The organism is Pseudomonas acericola (SeqCode) (assembly GCF_053456465.1).
In genome coordinates this window covers 146318-168295 of sequence record NZ_JBRFJB010000006.1, presented here as the reverse complement: position 1 = coordinate 168295, position 21978 = coordinate 146318, and the positions used below count along the sequence as shown (strand labels likewise).

The window sequence follows — 21978 nt, the reverse complement described above, 5'->3', positions numbered from 1 at the left end:
TTGCCTGCGATAGCGGCAGTAGCCATCAGCAGATCTAGCGGTTCTGCAAAGATTCCAGCAACTTCACCGTCGGATACCCATCCGCCGGCCACCCCAACGACTGCTGCGCCGCTCGAATCGCCTTGCGTGTATTGGCGCCGATAATCCCGTCCGGGTTGCCCGCGTCATACCCTTTGGCGTTCAGTACGGTCTGCAAATCAATACGCTGGGAACGACTCAGCGGCAGTTCATCCTTCGGCCAATCGCCACGAATCTCACCACCGCCACCAAACCGCTCCGACAGCAGGCCGACCGCCAGCGCGTAGGACGACGAGTTGTTGTACTTGAGGATCGCGCGGAAGTTATCCAACACCAGGAACGCCGGCCCACGGTAACCCGCCGGCAGTAGCAGGGCGGCGGACAACTGGTCGACGTTCGGCGGCATGCTCGCGCCAGGTGGCAGTTGGATGCCCAGTTTCAGCCAGTCGGCGACGGTCTTGCGCACACCGCCATCGGCCAGGGCGTAATCGAAGCCCGTCGGCAGTCGATTGACCTCAAACCCCCACGGCTGGCCTTTCTGCCAGCCGGAGCTTTGCAGGTAGTGCGCGGTGGAGGCGAGGGCGTCGGCCGGGCTGTTCCAGATGTCGCGGCGACCGTCGCCATCGAAATCCACGGCGTGGGTGTTGTAGGTGGTCGGGATGAACTGGGTCTGGCCCATGGCGCCGGCCCAGGAGCCTTTCATCTGGTCGGCCTGGATATCGCCGTGCTGGATGATTTGCAGCGCCGCCAGCAATTGCGCCTGGGCAAACGCCGGGCGACGGCCTTCATAGGCCAGGGTCGCCAGGGAGCGGATCACCGAATTGTTGCCCTGGAACTGGCCGAAGTTGCTTTCCATGCCCCACACCGAGACCAAGGCCTGGCGATCCACGCCATAACGTTCTTCGATGCGTTGCAGGATGTCGGCGTACTTGATCAGCAGCGCTTGGCCATTGCGCACACGCAGCGGCGACAGGGCGCCGTTGAGGTATTCCCACACCGGCCGGGAAAATTCCGGCTGGCTGCGGTCGGCACGGATGACGGCCATGTCTGGAGTGACGTTGGCAAAGGCATTGTCAAAAACGGCAGGGGTGATCCCGGCTTTCAAGGCTTGTTCACGAAACCCGGCCTGCCATTCGGCGAAGGTCTGGGTCGGCTGGATATCCAGATTGTCCACGGCCAGGGGCGCCACGACAGCGGGGGCCGCGACTGGAGCGGTCTGGAGTTTGGGCAGGGGTTGAGCGTCGGCGGCGGTAGGTTTCTCCGCACAGGCGACGAGCAGAATGAGGCTGGAGGCAGCGATCAATTGGCGAAGGTGCCAACGACGGGAGAGACAAGAGGGCATGCACAGGTCCAGGGATTACAAATCAGGTGCAGACCTTATCATGCCAAAGGGGCGCTTGCCTTCAGGCAGCCAGAAAGTAAGAAGCCTCCCAGCTATTAGACTGGAAGGCTTCGCGGCGGTAGCTGCCTTTGCCCTTGCCGGCGCGTTCTTGGCGGCTGCGGAACAGTGGCTGGGCGATGATGGATTTGGCCTTGTTGGGGCCATGCTTGGATGGCTTTTTGCTCATGGTGGGTACTCTCTGGGTGGGTTGGAGCGGTGCAAATCATCTGCCGAAGTTGTGCGGCTGTAAAGACTGGCACCTATCAGAAATTGTAAATGCGATCAAAAGTGTGGGAGCTGGCTTGCCTGCGATAGCGGTGAGTCAGCTTGCATCTCTGCCACTGCTATACCGCTATCGCAGGCAAGCCAGCTCCCACAGGGGAATGCAGTGCCTGGGAGGGATTATTCGGCAGGAAGTGTCAGGCGCTGGCCGGCCATCAACAGCGACAAGCGGCTCAAACTCATCCACGGCGAACCCGCCGCCTGGCCCTTGATCTGCGCATCAATACGCTGTGCTTCCAACAACAACTGCGCCCAGCGTTGCGCCGAGTGCCGTTGCAGGGCTTTGCTCATCAGGGGTTTGCGCTTGTCCCACACCGGTGGCCGGGCCTGGCTGAAGCATTTGTCCAGCGGCGTGCCCTGGCTGTATTGCAAGGCAATATTGGCCAGCACCCGCAACTCACGGGCCAGGGCCCAGAGAATCACCGGTGGCTCCACGCCTTCGCCGCGCAGGCCTTCGAGCATGCGCAAGGCGTGGGCGGGTTCGCCGTTGAGAATGGCATCCACCAGCCCGAACACGTCAAAGCGCGCACTATCAGCCACCGCGCCTTGCACGGTTTCGACGGTGATCTGCCCGTCTTCGGCCATCAGCTTGAGCTTTTCGATCTCTTGGGCGGCGGCCAGCAAGTTGCCTTCAACCCGCGCGGCGATCAGTTCCACAGCATCTTGCGTCGCCGACAGCCCCGACTGGGACAGGCGCTGACGAATCCATTGCGGCAACTGGCTGCTGTCCACCGGCCAGATCTGGATGAACTGGGTCTGCGGACCCTCCACCAACGCCTTGCCCCATTTGGTTTTCTGCGCACTGCCGTCGAGCTTGGGCAGGCTGATCAACAGCACCGTGTCTTCAGCCGGGCGTGAGCAGTATTCCATCAAGGCGGCCGCGCCCTTGTCACCGGGCTTGCCGGACGGCAGGCGCAGTTCCAGCAGGCGTTTTTCGGCGAACAGCGACATGCTCGCCCCAGCTTGCAGCAACGTGCCCCAGTCGAAACTGGCGTCGGCGCTGAACACTTGGCGTTCATCGAAGCCTTGCTGGCGTGCGGCGGTGCGGATGGCGTCGGCGGCTTCCTGGCACAGCAGCGGGTCATCACCGCTGACGATATAGACAGGCGCAAGGCCACCTTGCAGGTGTTTGGCGAGTTGGGCGGGGGCGAGTTTCATAGGCGGGGCGAACGGGGCGCTTGGGGCGCCCCGTCTGGCTTACTCGACTGGGACTTCAACAGGCGATTGTTTCGGCGTGTTGTTTTCGTACTCTTGCGCGGCTTTCAGGGCGTCGGCGTCAGCCTTGGCTTTGTTGTCGGCAGCTTGCTGCAAGGTTTCGAGTTTTTCCGGGGTCAGCATTTGCAGGCGCAGCATCATGCGCTGTACCAGTTCGCGACGGATTTCCTTGCGCACCTGGATGGTCTCGGAGTCCGAACCGACCAGGTTGTTGCCGTCGTGGCTGACGATTTTCTGGACGACGATCTTGTCACCCATCAGCGGCAAGCTATCACGGCCACGGACTTCGAAGGTCAGCTCGGTGGCCAGTTCGATGTCGGACGCGCGGCCAGCACTGGCGTAGCTCAGGTTACGCTGGGTATCTTTTTCGCTGGCCAGGAACAGCTTGTAGGTCGCGCCGGTATAAACCTTGACGCCGCTGTTTTCCAGGACTTGACGCAGCTGGGTCACGGTGTCGCCGTAGGCGTCGCGTGCGCTGAGGTCCAGTTCCTTGATCGTCAGGTCATTGGTGCCGGTGCCGCGCAGCTGGAAGCCGCAAGCGCTCAGCAGTACGGCAAGGCCCATCACCAGCAGATTGCGTTTGATCATTGTGTTGCTCCCCTTGAAACCAGGTGGGCCTTATCGAGGCCCTGAAGGTTTTGTTCGGCGCGGGGTTCGAACCCCGCGCCCGATCCGATTTAGCTGGCGACGATATTGACCAGTTTGCCAGGCACGACGATTACTTTGCGGATCGTCAGGCCTTCGGTGAAGCGCAGCACGTTCTCGTTGACGCGTGCGGCGGCTTCGACGTCTTCACGGCTGGCGCTGGCCGGCATGTCGATCTGGCCACGCAGCTTGCCGTTGACCTGAATCACCAGTTGCAGCGTGTCCTGGACCAGGGCGCTGTCGTCCTGTTTCGGCCAGGCCGCATCAATGACGGCGCCGTCGTGGCCCAGTCGGTTCCACAGGTCGTGGCTGATGTGCGGTGTGATTGGCGCCAGCAGCAGGGTGACCGTTTCCAGGCCTTCCTGAATCAGCGCGCGGTCCTGTTCGGTCGCTTGCGGGGCTTTTTCCAGCACGTTCATCAGCGTCATCACCTGGGCGATGGCGGTGTTGAACTTGTGGTTCTGGCCCACGTCCTGGCTCGCTTGGCGGATCGCCAGGTGCGTGCTGCGGCGAATGACTTTCTGCTCATCGCTCAGGCCCGCAACGTCCAGTTTGCCCGGCAGGCCCTGGCTGATATGGGCGTGCGCCAGGCGCCAGACGCGTTTGAGGAAGCGGTGCGAACCTTCGACGCCGGAGTCGGACCATTCGGCGCTCATGTCCGGCGGCGAGGCAAACATCATGAACAGGCGGCAGGTGTCGGCGCCGAACTGGTCGATCATCGACTGTGGGTCGACGCCGTTGTTCTTCGACTTGGCCATCTTCTCGGTGCCACCGATTTCCACCGGCAGGCCGTCGGAGATCAGCTTGGCGCTGATGACCTTGGCTTTGCTGTCACGCACCAGCTCGACGTCCGCCGGGTTGAACCAGGTGTAGGCACCATTGGCTTCACGACGGTAGTAGGTCTCGGCGATCACCATGCCTTGGGTCAGCAGGTTCTTGAACGGCTCATCGGAGCTCACCAGGCCTTCGTCACGCATCAGCTTGTGGAAGAAGCGCGCGTACAGCAGGTGAAGGATGGCGTGTTCGATACCGCCGATGTACTGGTCCACCGGCAACCAATGGTCGGCTGCGGATTTCTCCACCAGGCCACCCTCGTAGTGCGGCGAGGCGTAGCGGGCGTAGTACCACGAGGACTCGACGAAGGTGTCCATGGTGTCGGTTTCACGCTTGGCAGGCTGGCCGCATTTCGGGCAGCTGCACTCGTAGAACTCAGGCATGCGCGCCAACGGCGAGCCGGCGCCGTCCGGCACCACGTCTTCCGGCAGCACGACCGGCAGTTGGTCTTCCGGCACCGGCACGTCACCACAGGTTTCGCAGTGGATGATCGGGATCGGGCAGCCCCAGTAGCGCTGGCGGCTGATGCCCCAGTCACGCAGGCGGAACTGGGTGCGCGAGGCGCCCAGGTTCTTCTTGATCAGTGCCACTTCCATGGCGTCGAACGCGCCCTGGAAGTCCAGGCCGTCGAACTCGCCGGAATTGATCAGGGTGCCGTGCTCGCCGTAGGCGTCTTGCCACGGGGCCGGGTTGGTCTCGCCGGAGCTGGTGCGCACCACGGACTTGATCGGCAGGGCGTACTTGGTGGCGAACTCGAAATCACGCTCGTCGTGGGCCGGCACAGCCATTACTGCGCCATCGCCGTAGTGCATCAGCACGTAGTTGGCGACCCACACCGGCAGTTTTTCGCCGGTCAGTGGGTGCTCGACGAACAGCCCGGTCGGCAGGCCTTTTTTCTCTTGGGTAGCGACGTCGGCTTCGGCCACGCTGCCGCCTTTGCATTCGGCGATGAACGCCTGCAGCTCAGGGTTGTTCTGTGCGGCTTGAGTGGCCAGCGTATGCTCGGCGGCCACGGCGACGTAGGTCGCGCCCATCAAGGTGTCTGGACGGGTGGTGAAGACTTTCAGTGCGCCCGCTTCGCCGATCGAGTCGACGTTGTACGGGAACTGCACTTCCATGCCCTTGGACTTGCCGATCCAGTTGCGCTGCATGGTCTTGACCTGTTCAGGCCAGCCCGGCAGGTCGTCGAGGCTCGACAAGAGTTCATCCGCGTAGGCGGTGATCTTGAAGTAGTACATCGGGATTTCGCGCTTTTCGATCAGCGCGCCGGAACGCCAGCCGCGACCGTCGATCACCTGTTCGTTGGCGAGTACGGTCTGGTCGATCGGGTCCCAGTTAACGGTGCCGCTCTTTTTGTAGATCACACCTTTTTCGAACAGGCGAGTGAACAGCCATTGTTCCCAGCGGTAGTAATCCGGCTTGCAGGTGGTCACTTCGCGGGACCAATCCACCGCCAGGCCCAGGCTGCGCAGCTGGGTCTTCATGTAGGCGATGTTTTCGTAGGTCCACTTGGCGGGCGCTACGTTGTTTTTCATCGCGGCGTTTTCCGCCGGCATGCCGAAGGCGTCCCAACCCATGGGTTGCAGGACGTTCTTGCCGAGCATGCGCTGGTAGCGCGAGATGACGTCGCCGATGGTGTAGTTGCGCACGTGCCCCATGTGTAGCTTGCCGCTGGGGTAAGGGAACATCGATAGGCAGTAGTAAGTCTCCTTGCCTGGCTGTTCACTGACTTCAAAGGACTTTTGCTCGTCCCAGAAGGTTTGGGCGGCATTTTCGATTTCACGGGGCTGATATTGTTCGTGCATGGCTACTTTTGAACTGAATAGGGGTGGCCTAATCCTCTTCGGTGCAACGTTCAGGATGATCGACACCAAAAAGCGGCGCGTCCGTGCCCAAACCCTGCGGGAAGTGGAGTTACAGGAAGCGCCGTAGCATACATGACCCCACTCTATCGAGGGAAACCCTGATTGCGCAGCCAGGGCCGTCTGTCGCGGCACCAGGCAGGTGCAGCCACGGGGGCTACGCTGTTTATTGGGGAGCAAGACTTTTCTTCAATGAGGTGAGGGGATGGCTGAATCGCAGCGAACTTTAACGAAACCGCAGTTGTACGAAGGACTGATCGACCGTTTGGGTCGTGCATTGGATGCAGCAAAAACAGCAGGCCGATTGTGTGATGAACGGCCTGATGAGCTGGAGTTGCGTGGCTTGATCCAGGCAGAGCTTGAACTGATCAAGGTTTTCCTGGAGTCCAATCACCACCGCGCATCGTTTGGGCAAGCCTCCCCGCTCGCCCAAGAGTCCTTGCGCTCGGCCAAGGTGGTTTGGCTGAAAGACTTGCCTGCCGCTCGCGGCCCGGAAAAGCTATGGGCCGTACGGTGCAAGTGATGCACAGCGTTATCTGTAAACCTTCTCAAATTGTGCTGGTAAAGATTGTCGCTAAATCCCGTTGCATCTAGGCTTCGGGCATCTTTGGAGATGCCCGATGCCTTTTCGTTATTTCATCAAACAATTGTTGTTGCCCCCCGGCCTTTTCTTGCTGCTGCTGGCGCTTGCCTGGTGGTTTCGTCGCAGCCGTCCGCGCTTGGCCGATTTGTGCTTTGCCTTGGGGCTAGGTGGGATGTGGCTGATCAGCCTGCCGGTAATGGTGGAGTGGGGCGCCCACGCCCTTGAGACAGAGCCGCCATTGGCGCGGGAAGAATGGGCGACCCTGGCGCAACGCGCCGACGCCATTGTGGTGCTGGGTTCGGGGCGCGAGCGCGGCGATCCGGCGTGGGGCACCGACCAGCCCACCGGCATCGGGCTTGAGCGCGAGCGTTATGCGGCGCGCCTGGCCAAGGCGTCGGGGTTGCCGGTGTTGACCAGCGGCGGATTGCACTACGGCACGCCGCCCAGCGAGGCCGAGTTGATGGCCGTGTCGATGAAGGATGACTTCGACGTCACGGTGCGCTGGAAAGAAGAGCGCAGCCGTACCACTTGGGAAAATGCGCAGATGAGTGCCGAAATTCTGCTGCCCGAAGGCATCAAGCGCGTGGTGGTGGTCACCCAGGCCTGGCACATGCCGCGTTCGGTGTGGAGCTTTGAACAGGCGGGTTTCACTGTGGTGCCAGGGCCGGTCGGTTTTCTGGGTGTGGACAACGCACGGCCGTTGGGTGGTTGGATGCCGGAGTTCAAGTCGATCTGGCAGAGCGGGCAGTTGATCAATGAGGCGGTGGGGCAGATAGGTTACCGGCTTTTTTACCGATAACCCGCAACACAGTGGATCAACTGTGGGAGCTGGCTTGCCTGCGATGGCATCACCTCAGTACAACTGGTACACCGAGGTGCCTGCATCGCAGGCAAGCCAGCTCCCACATAAGCCAGTACACATATGGGTTCTGTGTTTGCCTGTCAGACCGTCTTGGCCATTCGCCCGGCCAGCAGCGCCCAGCCAAACAACATCAGGCACACAACGATCAACGGCCACGACCGCCATTGCAGGTACGGCGTGAGGTTATGCATCGGCACCACTTCGCCATACAAAATCCCCCGCTCAAACTGCGGGATCTGCACCGTGATCTGCCCATACGGATTGATCAGGCCGGTCACGCCGTTGTTGGTGGCGCGGATCATCCAGCGGCCGGCTTCCAGTGCGCGCATCTGTGCCATTTGCAGGTGCTGCAAGGGGCCGATGGACGTGCCGAACCAGGTGTCGTTGCTGATGGTCAGCAACAAGTCGCTGCGGGCTGAAAGGCCGGCGGCGAACTCCGGGTACACCACTTCGTAGCAAATGAACGGCGCAATCTGATAGCCCTTGGCCTGCAACATCGGCTGATCTTCCGGGCCGCGGGCGAAGTCCGACATCGGCAGGTCGAAGAAGGCAATCAGCCCGCGCAGCATGTCCTGCAACGGCACGTATTCGCCAAACGGCACCAGTTTCTGCTTGAGGTAAGTGCCTTCGCCTTCGCCGACCACGGTGATGCCGTTGAAGTAACGCTTCTGGTGATGCACTTCCTGGCGGATCGGCACGCCGGTGATCAGCGCGCTGTGCCGGTCGGCGGCGAACTTGCCCATCATCCCCAGGTAGCCTTCAACCGATTCCTTGAGTACCGGCACGGCGGTTTCCGGCCAGATCAGCAAGTCCACCGGCTTGGAGGCGAAGCTCATGTCGCGGTACAGCGCCAGCTGCGCATTGAGCTGCTCGGGGTCCCACTTCATGCTTTGTTCGACGTTGCCCTGGATCGCAGCGACGGTCAGTGGTGCGCCGGACGGCGTGGTCCAGGCGTGATGCTTGAGTGCCAGGCCGATGGCCCATGGCGCCACCAACAACACCAGGCCCGCGCCGATAAAGGCGTTGCGCTTGCTCGCCAACAGGCGTGGCAGGTTGCACAGCACGGCAGCCGTCAGCGCCAGGGCGAAGGAAATCAGCCACATCCCACCCAGCGGCGCGAGGCCGGTCAGTGGGCCGTCGAGCTGGCTGTAACCGGAATAAAGCCACGGGAAACCGGTGAGGAACCAGCCGCGAAACGCTTCCTGGCCGACCCACAACGCGGCAAAGGTCAGCGCGTCGGCCAGCGGCGCTTCATTGCGGCGCAGCCAGCGCACCCACAGCCAGGCGGGCAGGGCGAAGAACAGGGCGATGGCGGCGGTAAACGCCAGCATCAGCAAACCCGCCAGCAGCACCGAAGCGCCGCCGAAGTGGTGGATGCTGTAGTAGATCCAGCTGGTGCCGGCGCCAAACAGGCCGAAACCAAAGCACCAGCCACGGCCCAGGGCCTGGCGTGGGCTCAGTTCCCGCAGGCCGATATAGAACAATCCGACGGCGATCAGCGCAAACGGCCACAGATCGAACGGCGCCAGCGCCAGGGTGGTGATGGCGCCGGCCACCACGGCCAGCAAATTACCGGGCCAGCCGGGTGCGATCAAACGGCGCATGTAGGGGTGGGTCATCAGCTATTTCCTGTGTCGCGCCGGGCCTGCTGCGGCACAGGGCAAAGCGCGAGGAGTGTGGTTTGGTTTTTCCAAATGAACGACGAGTAACGCAGCCCTGTGCCGCAGCAGGCCCGGCCCTTCGGGTTGCCCCTGAGAGCGGGCCATGCTGCGTTGCAGGCCTTGAAAAGGGAATGCCATTCCCTGCGGCCTGCGCCTTGCCTGGCCCGCTCTCAGGGGCAACGCGACACAGGAAATAGCTGATGACCCACCCCTTCCTTAACGGGCAATAGGTGTCAGGCGGATCAAGTGGATGCGACGGCTGTCCGCATTGAGGATGCGGAAGCGGTAGGCGCCGATCTCGGTGGTTTCGTTGCGTTTTGGCAGATGGCCAAACGCGTTCATCACCAGGCCGCCCACGGTGTCGAACTCGTCGTCGGAGAATTCGCTGTCGAAGAACTCGTTGAAGTTCTCGATCGGCGTCAGCGCCTTGATCAGGAAATCACCGCTGGGCAGCGGCTTGATGTAGCTGTCTTCTTCGACGTCGTGCTCGTCTTCGATGTCGCCGACGATCTGTTCCAGCACGTCTTCAATGGTCACCAGGCCGGCCACGCCGCCGTATTCATCGATCACGATGGCCATGTGGTTGTGGTTGGCGCGGAACTCGCGCAGCAGCACATTCAGGCGCTTGGACTCGGGCACGAAGGTGGCCGGACGCAGCAGGTCCTTGATGTTGAAGTTGTCGCCGTTCTCCTTGAGGATCAGCGGCAACAGGTCCTTGGCCAGCAGGACGCCCATGACGTCGTCGTGGCTTTCACCGATCACCGGGTAGCGCGAGTGCGCCGAGTCGATCACGGCCGGGAGGAATTCCCGTGGCGTCTGGGTCGCCTTGATGCTGATCATCTGCGAGCGCGGGACCATGATGTCACGTACTTGCAGGTCAGCGACCTGGATGGCGCCCTCGACGATGGCCAGCGCTTCGCTGTCCAGCAATTTGTTCTGGTGGGCCTCGCGCAGCAGCTCCAGCAGCTCCTGGCGGTTTTTCGGCTCGTGGGCAAAAGCCTGGGTCAGTTTACCCAGCCATGACTTCTGCCCGTTGCTCGATCGGTCTTCGCTCATAGCGATTACTCTAAATCCTTTGTTGTTTCAGTTGAGTGTCTTAGTTTTCGTCATCTGCGTAAGGGTCTGGATGACCCAGTTCAGCAAGCAACGTTTGTTCCAGTGTTTCCATTTCCTCGGCTTCGTCATCGTCTATATGGTCGTAACCCAAGAGATGCAAGCAGCCGTGGATGACAAGGTGCGCCCAATGGGCTTCCAGTGCCTTGCCTTGTTCCTTGGCCTCGCGCTCGACGACTTCGACGCAGATCACCAGGTCACCCAGCAGTGGGATGTCCAGTAACTCATCGGGCACGTCGGCGGGGAAGGACAGTACGTTGGTCGCGTAATCCTTCTGGCGCCAGGTATGGTTCAGTTCACGGCCTTCAGGCTCGTCCACCAGGCGGATGGTCAGTTCCGAGTCGGCGGTGCGTTGGCGCAGGGCCAGGGCGCACCATTGACGGAACTGCTCTTCACTGGGGGCGGGCGCTTCGGTGGCCAGCTGCAGGTCTAGCTCAAGCATCGCGGCGAGCGTCCTTGGACAAACCATCGTCACGGTGTTCGAAGCGCTCGTAGGCTTCGACGATGCGCTGCACCAGCGGGTGGCGCACGACGTCCTTGGGCGAGAAATGCGTGAAGCTGATGCCCGGCACGTCTTTGAGCACTTCAATCACATGGCTCAAGCCCGACTTGGTGCCCTTGGGCAGGTCAACCTGGGTGATGTCGCCGGTGATAATGGCCGTGGAGCCGAACCCGATGCGGGTCAGGAACATCTTCATCTGCTCGACCGTGGTGTTCTGGCTTTCGTCGAGGATGATGAAGCTGTTGCTCAAGGTGCGGCCGCGCATGTAGGCCAGCGGAGCGATTTCGATTACCTGGCGTTCGATCAGCTTGGCCACGTATTCAAAGCCAAGCATTTCGTACAGCGCGTCGTAGAGCGGACGCAGGTACGGGTCGATCTTCTGCGCGAGGTCGCCGGGCAGGAAACCGAGCTTTTCGCCGGCCTCGACCGCTGGGCGCACCAGCAGGATGCGGCGCACTTGCTCGCGCTCAAGGGCATCCACGGCACAGGCCACGGCCAGGTAGGTCTTGCCGGTACCGGCGGGGCCGATGCCGAAATTGATGTCGTTACCCAGGATCGCCTTGACGTACTTCTGCTGATTCAAGCCTTTTGGGCGAATCATGCCTTTCTTGGTACGCAGGGCCACGCTGGCTTCGGCTACAGGGTTATTAGCCAAGTCTTCCACAGCCGATTCCTGCAAATACAGGTGCACGGTTTCCGGCGACAGCTCACTACCCTTGGTTTCGCGGTAGAGACGGCGCAGCAGGTTTTCCGCAGATTTGGTGTATTGGGCTTCACCAATGAGCTCGAACTGATTGCCGCGGTTGCGGATCTCGATGCTCAGGCGTTGTTCGATCAGGCGCAGGTGCTCGTCGAACTGTCCGCACAGGTTGGCGAAACGGCGAGCCTCAAACGGCTCGAGGAGAAAACGATGGGGTTCTACGATGGGTGCGTTCAAGGTCGCTTTTAGCCGCCCTTTGGCTGTTGAGGTGAAATAGAGAATAACGCCAGTGGCCGGTGTGCGAAAGCACTTAAATGGGCTGGCTTCACTCTCCAGACCAATGAAGAACCCCTGTGGGAGCTGGCTTGCCTGCGATAGGGCCGGCACATCCAAAATAGATGCGGCCTGTTACACCGCTATCGCAGGCAAGCCAGCTCCCACATTTGGTCTTCATTTGTCTTCAGGTTTTTGCGATCAGTTGATCAGCGAGCCCCGCAACGAGTGCGGTTGCGCCGCGTCGATGTGCACGTCGGCAAACTGCCCGATCAGGGTCGGATTGTCGCAACGGAAGTTGACGATTCGGTTGTTCTCGGTGCGCCCTTGCAGCTCGCCCGGGTCCTTTTTCGAATAGTCGGTCACCAGGATGCGCTGGGTGGAACCGACCATTTGTCGGCTGATCTCAAACCCTTGCTGATTCAAGCGATGTTGCAATGCGTTCAAGCGCTCTTTTTTCAGTTCTTCCGGGGTTTCGTCCACCAGGTCGGCGGCCGGTGTGCCGGGGCGCTGGCTGTAGACGAACGAGTAGGAAAAGTCGAAACCGACGTCTTCGATGAGCTTCATGGTCTGCTGGAAGTCTTTCTCGGTCTCGCCGGGGAAACCGACGATAAAGTCCGAACTGATGCAGATGCCCGGCACGGCCGCGCGCAATTTGCGCAGTTTGGATTTGTATTCCAGGGCGGTGTGGTTGCGCTTCATCGCCGACAGGATGCGGTCCGAGCCCGATTGCACCGGCAGGTGCAGGTGTTTGACCAGTTCCGGCACTTCGGCGTGGGCCTGGATCAAGCTGTCGGAAAATTCCAGCGGGTGCGAGGTGGTGTAGCGGATGCGCTCGATGCCATCGACGGCGGCGACCACGCGGATCAGCTCTGCCAGGTCGGCCAGGCGGCCGTCATGGGTCAGGCCGCGATAGCCGTTGACGTTCTGGCCCAACAGGGTCACTTCACGCACGCCGTTTTCGGCGAGGTGGATGATTTCTGACATGACATCGTCAAACGGCCGGCTGACTTCTTCGCCACGGGTGTAGGGCACCACACAGAAGGTGCAGTACTTGCTGCAACCTTCCATCACCGACACGTAGGCACTCGGCCCATCGATGCGCGGTTCAGGCAAATGGTCGAACTTTTCTATTTCAGGAAATGACACATCGACCTGCGGCAGCTTGGTGATGCGCGCGGCGTCGATCATTTCCGGCAGGCGGTGCAGGGTTTGCGGGCCGAAGACCACGTCGACATAGGGCGCGCGGTCGCGGATCGCGGCGCCCTCCTGGCTGGCCACGCAACCGCCGACGGCGATCACCATTTCCGGGTTGGCCAGTTTCAATTCACGCCAGCGGCCCAGCTGCGAATACACACGGTCCTGGGCCCGCTCGCGGATCGAGCAGGTATTGAGCAGGATCACGTCGGCATCTTCGGCGCGGGCGGTGACTTCCAGGGCCTGGTGTTCGCCCAGCAGATCGACCATGCGCGAGCTGTCGTACTCGTTCATCTGGCAACCGTGGGTTTCGATGTAAAGCTTCTTGGCCATGGGAATCGTCAACTGGTGGTAAAGAACCGCGCATTATAGGGGGCATGCCCATTGGTTCCTAGCGTTGTGCATCGGGTGCCATGCTATAGTTCGCGCCCTCTTTTATATCCCCGATGTGTTGCTCGCCCACCATGACCAAACGTGAAGCTCCAATCTATAAGGTGATTTTCCTCAACCAGGGCCAGGTGTTCGAAATGTACGCCAAGCAGATCTATCAGAGCGATCTGTGGGGTTTCCTGGAGGTGGAGGAATTCGTCTTTGGCGAGCGCACCCAGTTGGTCGTCGACCCGGGCGAAGAGAAGCTCAAGGCCCAGTTCGAGGGCGTGGTGCGCAGTTTTGTGCCGATGCATTCGATTGTGCGCATTGATGAAGTCGAGCGCTTGGGCACGCCGAAGATCAGCGAGGCACGGGGCATGGGCAATGTGATGCCATTTCCGATGCCGATGCCTGAGAAGTAGGGCGTTTGTGGCGAGGGAGCTTGCTCCCGCTGGGCTGCGAAGCGGCCCCCAAACCATTCACTGATGTTTTTCTGATATGCCGCTGAAATGCATTGGGGCCGCTTCGCGCCCCAGCGGGAGCAAGCTCCCTCGCCAAAAAGGGTGGCTCAGGGGAGGGGTGAGAAGGGCGAACGCCCATCCGCACTCTGCAATTCCTGCAAATAATTACGGAAGATCTGCCCCAGCACCTGGGTCGCCACTTCCAACTCATCACGCTGCATGTGCTCGGCCACTTCGTCGGCCGTATCCAGCGCATCCTCGGCACCGTTGACCGCCGCCATTTTCAGCACGATATAGGCCTGGACGTTGTTCGCCGGCACGCCTTCGCCATGAAAGAACATGGTGCCCAGCTTGAATTGGGCTTCAGCATGGCCCTGCAACGAGGCTTTCTCGAAGTAGCTCAAGGCTTTGTTGAGGTCGCGGGCGGGGTTCTTGCTGTCGTGGAAGTACTCACCCAACTCGTATTGCGCCTGCGCATCCCCGCCGTCGGCCTGTTTCTGGCACGCGCTCAGGGCTTCGGCCTGGCTGTCTGGCTGGGTATTGAGGGTGCAACGACCCATCGCTGGGATTAACAACGAGTTGCCGCCTGCTTGTGCATGTGCCAGCAGCGGCTGAAGGAGCAACAGGCAGCCCAGAACCAGGGTGCGGCCGGTGCGTTTCATGGGAATCGACTTACCTCTGACGGGGCACGCGGACCCTCGCGGGATCCAATAAGCGCGCATTATGAAATAAGCAGGCCTCTGCTTACAAAGTCTTTACTCGTTTTTCTGCTGGTTGGGCAAGTTATCTGCCGGATTGCAGGTGAATTCTCGAAAAATGCAGGAAAAGTCTGTAAGCAAAGTAGCAAATCTGACGCAGCCCAAGGCCACGTCAGACTGTGCTGGGGCTTACTTCAAGGCAGCAAAGGCGCGTTCGGCGGCATCCAGGGTCAGTTTCAGCTCGGCTTCGCCATGGGCGATCGAGGTGAAGCCGGCTTCAAACGCACTTGGCGCCAGGTATACACCACCTTCCAGCATCAGGTGGAAGAAGCGTTTGAACAGGTCGGCATCGCTGCCCATCACGTCATCAAAGGTGACGATATCGTCGGCACCGCTGAAGTACAGGCCGAACATGCCGCCTGCCTGCGTGGTGACAAACGGGATACCCGCAGCGTCGGCGCGCTGTTGCAGGCCGTCGAGCAGGCGCGTGGTGTAGTCGGTCAGCTCGGCGTGGAAACCCGGGCGGCTGATCAGGCGCAGGGTGGTCAGGCCAGCGGCCATGGCCAGTGGGTTGCCGGACAAGGTGCCCGCCTGGTACACCGGGCCCAGCGGCGCGATGTGGTGCATGATCTCGCGCTTGCCGCCGAAGCAGCCGACGGGCATGCCGCCACCGATGATCTTGCCGAAGGTGCTCAGGTCTGGCGTTACGCCGTAGTGTGCCTGCGCGCCGCCGAGGGCCACGCGGAAACCGGTCATCACTTCGTCGAAAATCAGCACCACGCCATGCTTGTCGCACTGTTCGCGCAGGCCTTCGAGGAAGCCCGGCGCCGGCGGTACGCAGTTCATGTTGCCGGCCACTGGCTCGACGATGATGCACGCCACGTCCTGGCCCACTTCATTGAGCATCTGCTCGACGGCGGCGATGTCGTTGAATGGCAGGGTCAGGGTGTGTTTGGCAAACGCCGCCGGTACGCCGGCCGAGCTTGGCACGCCTTGGGTCAGCAGGCCGGAACCGGCTTTCACCAGCAGGCTGTCAGAGTGGCCGTGGTAGCAGCCTTCGAACTTGATGATGCTGTCGCGGCCGGTGAAACCACGGGCCAGGCGGATCGCGCTCATGGTGGCTTCGGTGCCGGAGCTGACCATGCGCACCATTTCCATCGACGGCACGATCGAGCAGACCAGGTCGGCCATCTCGGTTTCCATCGCCGTCGGCGCGCCGTAGGACAAACCGTGTTCCAGCTGCTTGCGCACGGCGTCGAGTACGTCCGGGTGGCTGTGGCCGAGGATCATCGGGCCCCACGAGCCAACGTAATCCACATAACGTTTGTCGTCTTCGTCGGTGACGTAGGCGCCTTCGGCATGCTTGAAGAACAACGGCGTACCGCCCACGCTCTTGAACGCACGCACGGGGGAGTTCACACCGCCGGGGATGTGTTTCTGGGCATTGGCAAACAGCGTTTCGGAACGGGACATGATGGGGCTCTCTGAAATCAAATCTTAAGAAGGGCGTTGAAGGCGCGGGCGCGGCGCGTGACTTCCTGGGTGCTGTCGGCACCGAACAGGCCGTGGACCACCGCCAGCAGGTCGGCCCCGTGGGCCACCAGCGGTTCGGCATTCTCCAGGGTGATGCCGCCGATCACGCAGATCGGCAGCTGCAAGCGCGCGCGGGCCTGGGCCAGCATCTCGACGGTGGCCGTCGGGGCGCCGGGTTTGGTGCTGGAATTGAAGAAGCGACCGAAGGCGACGTAACTCGCGCCCTCGTTCGCAGCCTGCTCGGCCAGTTCGATCTGGCTGTGGCAGGTGCTGCCGATGATTGCCTTGGGGCCGAGCAGTGCGCGGGCTGGCGTCAGCGGGCCGTCGGTCTGGCCCAGGTGCACGCCGACGCCCAGGCGCGCGGCCAGTTCGGCGTCGTCGTTGATGATCAACTGGGTCTTGTAGCGCGAGCACAGCTCCCGTAGCTTTTCCGCTTCGCGCAGGCGCCGGGCTTCGTCGCTGCTTTTGTCGCGGTACTGCAACAGGGTCACGCCACCGTCCAACGCCGCTTCGACGTAGGCGAGGAATTTGCCGGCCAGCAGTTGGCTGTCGGTAATGGCGTAAAGGCCACGTAGTTTCATCGGGCAAGCCCCTTGGTCTTACGAGCAGAAATCCAGCGGCAGACGGCGCGGTACGAATTGGCCCTGGCCGAGTTGTTCGGCGTCACGCAGGGTGCGCCAAGTGTAGTTGAGGGCCGATTGCACGGCGCTGACCAAGCCTTCGCCTTGGGCGATCCGCCCCGCCAGCGCACTGGCCAGCGTGCAGCCCGAACCGTGATAGCTGCCCGGCAGGCGCTGGCAGGTGAAGGTCTGTTGCGTGCCGTCGCGGCTATATAGACGGTTGTGCACTTCATGCTCATCGCCATGCCCGCCGGTGATCAGCAGGTGCTTGATATACGGCAGCAGCTTCGCGGCGCATTCGTCCGCCGTGCCGTCAGGCAGTTCGGCGAGGATGCGCGCTTCGGGCAGGTTCGGCGTGGCAATCAGCGACAGCGGCAACAATCGCTCGCGCATCGCATAGCCGACTTCATCCTTGCCCAGGCTGCCTCCGCCGCCGGCGCGCAGTACCGGGTCGCACACCACCGGCAGGTGCGGGTACGCCTGCAGCAGTTCAACCACGGTATCGACCATGGCGGTGGAGCCGAGCATGCCCAGCTTGACCGCCGCGACCTCGGAGTCGCCCAGCACGGCGTTGGCCTGGGCCAGCACCCACTCGCGGTCGAGCACGCGGAAATCGCTGACATTGACGGTGTTCTGCACGGTCAGGGCGGTGACGGCCGGAGCCGCATGGCAACCCTGGGCGAGCAGGGCTTCGATATCTGCCTGCAGGCCGGCGCCACCACTGGGGTCATGGCCGGAGAGACAGAGGACAACGGGGCGAGAGCTGTAGATATTCATGGTGCGCGAGCTTACCACCAAACGCTTTTTGCGTGGCTGTCTGGCGATGGTTGAATTTCGCCCCGCGTGTGGCACTTTTTTGGCGCTTGCCAAGTACATGGAATCGCTCTGAAAGCACCGTCCTAGAGCCTTCGTAAAATTTATTTACATGGCTTCTAGTGGCCTTTAGCAGCTATGCTAGAGTGGATCCAAATTACTAACAGTATTGCCGGTATACGTCTTCTCAAAAGGAATGGGGACTTTTTGACATAACCGGACAGGCCACGCTGGGGCTCTATGCGCTATTTTTTGATTTTTCTGTTGTGCGGGCTGCCGCTGCTCGCCAACGCCGTCGAGTTCAACCAGGACACGCGAAGCCTGCCCCTGGGCCGAGTGATGCAAGTGCTCGAAGACCCCACCGACGCCCTCACCATCGCCGAAGTCAGTTCCCCCGCCTACGCCGCCCAGTTCAAGCCCCATGACAAAGCCACCCTCAATGCCGGTTATTCGCGTTCGGTGTTCTGGCTCAAGATCGACCTGCATTACCGGGCCAAAGACCCTCGCGCGCCACGCACCTGGTTCCTGGAGCTGGCCTACCCGCCGCTCAATCACCTGGACCTGTACCAGAGCGACAGCACCGGCACCTACCGCCTGAGTACCCGCACCGGCAGCGCGCTGCCGTTTTCCAGCCGGGAAGTGCGCCAGAGCAACTACCTGTTCAAGCTCAATTTCGTGCCCGACCAGCAGGAGACGATCTACCTGCGCCTGCAAAGTGAAGGTTCGATCCAGGCGCCACTGACCCTGTGGGCCGGCACCGCCTACCTGGAACAGCAGCCGCTGCGCCTCTATGTGTTGGGCGCGATCTACGGCGTCTTGCTAGGGATGTTGATCTACAACCTGTTCATCTACCTGAGCGTGCGCGACACCAGCTACCTCTATTACATCCTCTATATCGCCTCGTTCGGTTTGTACCAGTTGTCGGTGAACGGCGTGGCCGTGGAGTACTTCTGGCCGAACAACCCGTGGTGGACGAATGCTGCGGTGCCGTTCCTGATCGGCTCGGCGGCGCTGTTCGGCAGCCTGTTCGCGCGCAGCTTCCTGCATACCGCGCAGCACAGCCGTTGGCTCGACCGCATCTTGCTGGCGCTGGCTGCCTGCGGCGCCTTGGTGATGGCGCTGGCACTGCTGACCAGCTACGCCGTGGCCCTGCGCCTGGCGACCGGCCTGGCGCTGGTGTTCACCGTGACCATCTTTATTGCGGCGATCAAAGCCTGGCTGTGCGGCCAGCGCATGGCGCGGTATTTCATCATTGCCTGGTCGGCGTTCCTGCTCGGTGGGGTGGTGAACACCATGATGGTATTGGGCTACCTGCCCAACGTGTTTCTCACCATGTACGCCAGCCAGATCGGCTCGGCCATCGAGGTGGCGCTGCTGTCCCTGGCCCTGGCGGATCGCATCAACGGCATGCGCGAGCAACAGGCGCAGATTCTGTTCGATGCCAGCCAGAAACTCGAAGTGCTCAACCAGCAACTGGCCCGCAGCAACCGGCTCAAGGACGAGTTTCTCGCCACCCTGACCCACGAACTGCGCACGCCGATGAACGGCGTGATCGGCTCCCTCGAACTGATGCAAACCGTTCCCCTGGACGATGACCTCGCGCAGTACCAGCGGACCGCCGCCGGCTCGGCACGGGACATGATGCGCATGGTCAACGGCATCCTCACCCTCACCGAGCTGCAAGCTGGCCGCCTCACCGCGCAGCCGCAGGTGTTCAGCCTGCGCGGCGTGCTCGACACCTTGCGCCAGCAGTTCAGCGCCAGCGCGCAAAGCAAGGGCCTGGAGTTTTCCATCGATGTCGCGGATGAACTGCCGGACCGGGTGATCGGCGACGCGGACAAGCTGACCCAGTGCCTGGATTGCCTGTTGGACAACGCCTTCAAGTTCACCCATCAGGGCGCGGTGCGCGTGCGTGTGGTCGGTGTGCCCGACGGCGCAGGGGCGCTGCACCTGAGCTTTATCGTCACCGACAGCGGCATCGGTTTTGCCTTTCTTGACGAGGCCACGCTGTACCAGCGTTTCTTCCAGCTCGACGGTTCGACCACCCGTGAATACGGTGGTCTGGGTATTGGCCTGGCGATCTGCCGGCAGTTGATCGAGTTGTTGGGCGGGCGCCTGACCCATCACTCCGAACCGCGCAAGGGCAGCCGCTTCCAGCTGGAAGTCGAGGTCAATCCAGCACCGTCCGAACCGAAAGCTGCCCGGCCTGGCCCGCAGCGCGCGCCGCAGGATTGCGCGGTGCTGTTGGTGGATGACAACAGCGTCGGCCAGTTGGCGGTGCGCGGCATGCTGCTCAAGCTCGGTTACCGGGTTAAAACCGTGGACAGCGGCCCCGCGGCACTGGCGGCCTTGCAGGGGGAGACCTTCGAGGCGGTATTGCTGGATGTGCCGGAGGGCGGTTTCTCGTTGTGCTGTCAGATCCGTGCCTTGCCGGGCTGCGGTGAGCTGCCGGTGATCGCCTTGAGTTCATCGCTGAATACCTCAGACCGTGAGCGCTGCCATGGTATTGGCATCACCGAGCGGCTGGCCAAGCCCGTGCGTTTCGAGGCGTTGCAAGCGGTGCTGGAGCGCTGTGTGCTGTGCCAGGTCGAGGGCGAAAGCGCCGGACATTAGGCGGCTATGCCACTTTTTTAAGCGCAGTGCCGGTGCTTAACTGAAATCCAGGCCGCCAATGACCGTGGCCTTTTTTCCAGGAGGCCCGTCATGAACCTGCATCAGTTCGCCGAAACCCACGACGTCACCAACCAGCCGCCGTCCCTGGATGGCACCAACCTGTATCGCATCGACGTACCCTTGCAAGAGTGGTCGCGGCGCTTGGGTGCCGGCTGGGCCGAGGCGCGCCTGGATGCCTACGGTGCGCTGGCCGGTGGCCCGCTGATGGCGGCCGGGTTCCTGGCGAATCAGAACAAGCCGCTGTTCAGCAGCCATGACCGTTATGGTCATCGCATCGACCTGGTGGAGTTCCACCCGGCGTACCACGAGTTGATGCGCACGGCGGTGGAGCACGGCCTGCCATCGCTGCCCTGGGCGCATCCACAGGCGGGCGCCCACGTGGCCCGCGCCGGCTTGACCTACCTGCACAGCCAGGCCGAAGCCGGCACCGGTTGCCCGCTGACCATGACCTTCGCCTGTGTGCCGGCCCTGCGCTTGCAGGCGGATTTGGCTGATATCTGGCTGCCGAAAATTCTCAACACCGAATACGACCCCCGCAACGTCGGCATCGCCCATAAAACCGGGGCCACCATCGGCATGGCCATGACCGAGAAACAGGGCGGCACCGACGTGCGCGCCAACACCACCCGCGCCTATCCGGTGGGCGCCGGCGGCCCCGGCCAGGCCTATGAACTGGTGGGGCACAAGTGGTTCTGCTCGGCGCCGATGTGCGATGCCTTCCTGACCCTGGCCCAGACCGACAAGGGCCTCACCTGTTTCCTGCTGCCCCGGCACCGCCCGGATGACACGCGCAACGAGTTTTACATCCAGCGGCTGAAGAACAAACTCGGCAACTGCTCCAACGCCTCCAGCGAAGTGGAGTTCCGTGGCGCCCTGGCGTGGATGATCGGCGAAGAAGGCCGGGGCGTACCGACCATTATCGAGATGGTCGCCATGACCCGCTTCGATTGCATGGTCGGCTCCAGTGCTTTGATGCGCCAGGCACTGACCCAGGCCAGCCATCATTGCGCCCATCGTTTGGTGGGCGGCCGCGTACTTAGCGAGCAGCCGCTGATGCAGAACGTGTTGGCCGACCTGGCGCTGGAGAGTGAAGCGGCGCTGGCGTTGAGCATGCGCATGGGCCGCGCGCTGGATCACCTCGGGGATGAACAGGAAGCCAAGTTCGCCCGGCTGGTGACGGCGGTGGGCAAGTACTGGATCTGCAAACGCGCGCCGGCAATGATCAACGAGGCCGCCGAGTGCATGGGCGGTGCAGGGTATGTCGAAGACAGCATCCTGCCGCGCCTGTACCGTGAGGCGCCGGTGAATTCGACGTGGGAAGGTTCCGGCAATGTGCAGTGTCTGGATGTGCTGCGCGCGTTGTCGAAAGAGCCGGGGGTGTTGGAGGCGTTGTTTGTCGAACTGGGGGACGGGCACGGTGACAAGTCGCTGGCGCGGCATATCGAACAGTTGAAATCGGCGTTTATGGACACCCAGGACATCCAGTACCGCGCGCGGCAATTGACCGAGGATATCGCTGTGGCGTTGCAGGCCAAGTTGTTGCTGGAGGCGGGGAATGGGGCGGTCAGCGATGGGTTTATTGCCAGTCGCCTCGGCGAATCGTCCGGGCGGGTGTACGGCACGTTGCCGCGTGGTGTCGATGTAGCAACTATCGTCGCCCGGTCCACCCCCCAACCCCTCTGA

The 21978-nt window shown here is 61.8% G+C and carries 19 protein-coding genes; 5 read left to right on the top strand and 14 right to left on the bottom strand.

The window, feature by feature from the left end; translation table 11 throughout:
* Window positions 1-34 precede the first annotated feature (34 nt).
* The 5 genes from ACU688_RS22025 to leuS form a co-directional block, all read right to left on the bottom strand.
* Entirely contained in the window at window positions 35-1360 is a 1326-nt protein-coding gene (locus ACU688_RS22025; protein ID WP_448186392.1) for a lytic murein transglycosylase, read from the bottom strand.
* A 61-nt stretch (window positions 1361-1421) separates the two neighbouring features.
* A complete protein-coding gene (gene arfA, locus ACU688_RS22020; protein WP_003176285.1) occupies window positions 1422-1586 on the bottom strand; it encodes an alternative ribosome rescue factor ArfA in 165 nt (54 codons plus the stop codon).
* 215 nt (window positions 1587-1801) lie between these two features.
* Window positions 1802-2839 (bottom strand): DNA polymerase III subunit delta, encoded by a 1038-nt coding sequence (gene holA, locus ACU688_RS22015; RefSeq protein WP_448186391.1) that lies wholly within the window; start codon window positions 2837-2839, stop codon window positions 1802-1804.
* Window positions 2840-2878: 39 nt separating this feature from the next.
* A complete protein-coding gene (locus ACU688_RS22010) occupies window positions 2879-3484 on the bottom strand; it encodes an LPS-assembly lipoprotein LptE (protein WP_448186390.1) in 606 nt (201 codons plus the stop codon).
* 89 nt (window positions 3485-3573) lie between these two features.
* A complete protein-coding gene (gene leuS, locus ACU688_RS22005) occupies window positions 3574-6180 on the bottom strand; it encodes a leucine--tRNA ligase (protein ID WP_448186389.1) in 2607 nt (868 codons plus the stop codon).
* A gap of 262 nt (window positions 6181-6442) precedes the next feature.
* Here leuS and ACU688_RS22000 point away from each other — a divergent pair, with 262 nt between their 5' ends.
* Complete coding sequence (locus ACU688_RS22000; protein WP_448186388.1) at window positions 6443-6760, top strand: hypothetical protein; 318 nt, start codon at window positions 6443-6445, stop codon at window positions 6758-6760.
* Between the two features lie 97 nt (window positions 6761-6857).
* Window positions 6858-7619: a YdcF family protein gene (locus tag ACU688_RS21995; protein WP_448186387.1), complete on the top strand. Its 762-nt coding sequence runs from the start codon at window positions 6858-6860 to the stop codon at window positions 7617-7619.
* Window positions 7620-7762: 143 nt separating this feature from the next.
* On the opposite strand, the gene lnt is transcribed toward ACU688_RS21995, so the two are convergent.
* The 5 genes from lnt to miaB all read right to left on the bottom strand — a co-directional run bounded on the left by lnt (window position 7763) and on the right by miaB (window position 13461).
* The gene (gene lnt / locus ACU688_RS21990; protein ID WP_448186447.1) at window positions 7763-9286 is read right to left on the bottom strand and encodes an apolipoprotein N-acyltransferase; all 1524 of its coding nucleotides are present in this window, start codon (window positions 9284-9286) and stop codon (window positions 7763-7765) included.
* Between the two features lie 273 nt (window positions 9287-9559).
* Window positions 9560-10399 (bottom strand): CorC family transporter, encoded by an 840-nt coding sequence (locus tag ACU688_RS21985; protein ID WP_017735641.1) that lies wholly within the window; start codon window positions 10397-10399, stop codon window positions 9560-9562.
* Window positions 10400-10439: 40 nt separating this feature from the next.
* Window positions 10440-10898: an rRNA maturation RNase YbeY gene (gene ybeY, locus ACU688_RS21980; protein WP_017735642.1), complete on the bottom strand. Its 459-nt coding sequence runs from the start codon at window positions 10896-10898 to the stop codon at window positions 10440-10442.
* Window positions 10891-11895, bottom strand: a complete 1005-nt coding sequence (locus ACU688_RS21975; RefSeq protein ID WP_207043173.1) for a PhoH family protein — start codon at window positions 11893-11895, stop codon at window positions 10891-10893. The genes ybeY and ACU688_RS21975 overlap by 8 nt, the downstream gene beginning before the upstream one ends.
* 237 nt (window positions 11896-12132) lie before the next feature.
* On the bottom strand, window positions 12133-13461 hold the full coding sequence (gene miaB, locus ACU688_RS21970; RefSeq protein ID WP_448186386.1) for a tRNA (N6-isopentenyl adenosine(37)-C2)-methylthiotransferase MiaB: 1329 nt from the start codon (window positions 13459-13461) through the stop codon (window positions 12133-12135).
* 131 nt (window positions 13462-13592) lie between these two features.
* On the opposite strand from miaB, the gene ACU688_RS21965 reads away from it, so the two are divergent.
* The gene (locus tag ACU688_RS21965) at window positions 13593-13919 is read left to right on the top strand and encodes a DUF1820 family protein (RefSeq protein ID WP_017735645.1); all 327 of its coding nucleotides are present in this window, start codon (window positions 13593-13595) and stop codon (window positions 13917-13919) included.
* Window positions 13920-14065: 146 nt separating this feature from the next.
* Here ACU688_RS21965 and ACU688_RS21960 read toward each other — a convergent pair whose 3' ends face one another.
* From ACU688_RS21960 to ACU688_RS21945, 4 genes are all read right to left on the bottom strand, one after another.
* The gene (locus tag ACU688_RS21960) at window positions 14066-14620 is read right to left on the bottom strand and encodes a tetratricopeptide repeat protein (protein ID WP_017735646.1); all 555 of its coding nucleotides are present in this window, start codon (window positions 14618-14620) and stop codon (window positions 14066-14068) included.
* Window positions 14621-14845: 225 nt separating this feature from the next.
* Window positions 14846-16129, bottom strand: a complete 1284-nt coding sequence (gene hemL, locus ACU688_RS21955; RefSeq protein ID WP_159955966.1) for a glutamate-1-semialdehyde 2,1-aminomutase — start codon at window positions 16127-16129, stop codon at window positions 14846-14848.
* Window positions 16130-16146: 17 nt separating this feature from the next.
* Window positions 16147-16770, bottom strand: coding sequence for a thiamine phosphate synthase (gene thiE / locus ACU688_RS21950; protein ID WP_448186385.1), 624 nt, complete (start codon window positions 16768-16770; stop codon window positions 16147-16149).
* 18 nt (window positions 16771-16788) lie between these two features.
* Window positions 16789-17586, bottom strand: coding sequence for a hydroxymethylpyrimidine/phosphomethylpyrimidine kinase (locus ACU688_RS21945; RefSeq protein WP_448186384.1), 798 nt, complete (start codon window positions 17584-17586; stop codon window positions 16789-16791).
* A 276-nt stretch (window positions 17587-17862) separates the two neighbouring features.
* Between ACU688_RS21945 and ACU688_RS21940 the strand changes: the two genes are divergently transcribed.
* Together ACU688_RS21940 and ACU688_RS21935 are read left to right on the top strand one after the other, a co-directional pair.
* A complete protein-coding gene (locus ACU688_RS21940; protein ID WP_448186383.1) occupies window positions 17863-20235 on the top strand; it encodes a hybrid sensor histidine kinase/response regulator in 2373 nt (790 codons plus the stop codon).
* A gap of 90 nt (window positions 20236-20325) precedes the next feature.
* Window positions 20326-21978, top strand: coding sequence for an acyl-CoA dehydrogenase family protein (locus tag ACU688_RS21935; protein ID WP_448186382.1), 1653 nt, complete (start codon window positions 20326-20328; stop codon window positions 21976-21978).

Bases quoted from the DNA above. Each gene is read 5' to 3' on its own strand.
- ACU688_RS22025 (WP_448186392.1), bottom strand. From the start codon at position 1,360: ATGCCCTCTTGTCTCTCCCGTCGTTGGCACCTTCGCCAATTGATCGCT.
- arfA (WP_003176285.1), bottom strand. From the start codon at position 1,586: ATGAGCAAAAAGCCATCCAAGCATGGCCCCAACAAGGCCAAATCCATC.
- holA (WP_448186391.1), bottom strand. From the start codon at position 2,839: ATGAAACTCGCCCCCGCCCAACTCGCCAAACACCTGCAAGGTGGCCTT.
- ACU688_RS22010 (WP_448186390.1), bottom strand. From the start codon at position 3,484: ATGATCAAACGCAATCTGCTGGTGATGGGCCTTGCCGTACTGCTGAGC.
- leuS (WP_448186389.1), bottom strand. From the start codon at position 6,180: ATGCACGAACAATATCAGCCCCGTGAAATCGAAAATGCCGCCCAAACC.
- ACU688_RS22000 (WP_448186388.1), top strand. From the start codon at position 6,443: ATGGCTGAATCGCAGCGAACTTTAACGAAACCGCAGTTGTACGAAGGA.
- ACU688_RS21995 (WP_448186387.1), top strand. From the start codon at position 6,858: ATGCCTTTTCGTTATTTCATCAAACAATTGTTGTTGCCCCCCGGCCTT.
- lnt (WP_448186447.1), bottom strand. From the start codon at position 9,286: ATGCGCCGTTTGATCGCACCCGGCTGGCCCGGTAATTTGCTGGCCGTG.
- ACU688_RS21985 (WP_017735641.1), bottom strand. From the start codon at position 10,399: ATGAGCGAAGACCGATCGAGCAACGGGCAGAAGTCATGGCTGGGTAAA.
- ybeY (WP_017735642.1), bottom strand. From the start codon at position 10,898: ATGCTTGAGCTAGACCTGCAGCTGGCCACCGAAGCGCCCGCCCCCAGT.
- miaB (WP_448186386.1), bottom strand. From the start codon at position 13,461: ATGGCCAAGAAGCTTTACATCGAAACCCACGGTTGCCAGATGAACGAG.
- ACU688_RS21965 (WP_017735645.1), top strand. From the start codon at position 13,593: ATGACCAAACGTGAAGCTCCAATCTATAAGGTGATTTTCCTCAACCAG.
- ACU688_RS21960 (WP_017735646.1), bottom strand. From the start codon at position 14,620: ATGAAACGCACCGGCCGCACCCTGGTTCTGGGCTGCCTGTTGCTCCTT.
- hemL (WP_159955966.1), bottom strand. From the start codon at position 16,129: ATGTCCCGTTCCGAAACGCTGTTTGCCAATGCCCAGAAACACATCCCC.
- thiE (WP_448186385.1), bottom strand. From the start codon at position 16,770: ATGAAACTACGTGGCCTTTACGCCATTACCGACAGCCAACTGCTGGCC.
- ACU688_RS21945 (WP_448186384.1), bottom strand. From the start codon at position 17,586: ATGAATATCTACAGCTCTCGCCCCGTTGTCCTCTGTCTCTCCGGCCAT.
- ACU688_RS21940 (WP_448186383.1), top strand. From the start codon at position 17,863: ATGCGCTATTTTTTGATTTTTCTGTTGTGCGGGCTGCCGCTGCTCGCC.
- ACU688_RS21935 (WP_448186382.1), top strand. From the start codon at position 20,326: ATGAACCTGCATCAGTTCGCCGAAACCCACGACGTCACCAACCAGCCG.